General features: G+C 70.2%; 1 protein-coding gene. It reads left to right on the top strand.

The genetic code is table 11. The annotated features are described in order from the left end of the window. Positions 1–334: 334 nt before the first annotated feature. On the top strand, positions 335–1,150 hold an 816-nt coding region (locus ACMX2H_RS18920), incomplete at its 3' end, for a DUF222 domain-containing protein (protein ID WP_414962823.1).

Consider the following 1,150-nt stretch of genomic DNA (forward strand, 5'->3'; position numbering starts at 1 on the left):
CGACCCGGCTTATAGGGTGAATTCAATAGTAGTTCAGCACCAAACGTTGGCCACCGGGTTGGGGGTGCCGGGTGGCGTCTGCGGGCTTTGTTCCGTGACCGTTCGTAGTCGATGCCGTGCCCGAGTGGGCATGCTGAAGATTGAGACGCTCAAGATGTTTGATCCGGCAGCACCTGAACCACGCGGCGCAGCGCAGGCCTCCGCACAGTCCGGCACTGCCTCGTCCGGTGCCGCGCCTGCTGGTGCGTTGTCTGCTGGCACGGCACCTGCGGCCGCGCCCCTTGTCGGGTCGGTTCCTGCTGGCTCCATTCCTCCGGCCGCATCTTCGGGCAGTGTGGCTTCGCCGGCCTCAACCCCGGCCGGCGTTGTCCCTCCGGCGGAAGCCGCGGCTGTTGGCGGCGGGGATCCGGCGGTTGGGCTGCCCGCGGGCAGCGGGTCCCGGGTGTGGTTGCCGCCGGTCGATCTGGAGGCGTCTGCTGCGGAGTTGGTGGACCAGATCACCGCGCGGGAGAACGCGAAGGACGCGATTGCCGCGGATCAGGCCCGGCTCATCGTCGCCCTGGAGCAGCAGATGCTGGCCGAGCGGGCCGCCAAGGGCGTGCCCGCCGCCCGGCGGGGAGAAGGGATCGCCAAGCAGGTCGGTTTGGCGCGCCGGGAGTCCCCGAACTGCGGCGCTCTGCTGCTGGGCCGGGCCAGGGTCCTGGTCACCGAGATGCCGCACACGCTCAAAGCGCTCGAGGCCGGGGTCCTGAACGAGCGGCGCGCGGCGATCCTGGTGACTGAAACCGACTGCCTCACCCCGGAACACCGGGGGCTGGTGGATGCGGAACTGGCCGGGAACCCGGAACGCCTGCACGGGCTCGGGAATCGGCAGATCGAGGCCGAAGCCAAACGCGCCGCGTACCGGCTGGACCCGCACGCGGTGGTGCGACGGGCCGCGAAGGCCGAAGCGGACCGGCATGTCTCCTCCCGGCCGGAACCTGATGTGATGGTCTCGGTCCGCACCCTGCTGCCGGTGGCGCAGGGTGTTGCGGTGATGGCAGCGCTGAAACAGGAGGCCGACCGGTTGGCGAACGCCGGGGACCGGCGGTCGAGGGGGCAGGTGATGGCCGATACCGTGTTTGAACGCGTCACCGGCCGCAGCACCGCC

It is taken from the genome of Arthrobacter sulfonylureivorans, assembly GCF_047607445.1.
Classification (GTDB): domain Bacteria; phylum Actinomycetota; class Actinomycetes; order Actinomycetales; family Micrococcaceae; genus Crystallibacter; species Crystallibacter sulfonylureivorans_A.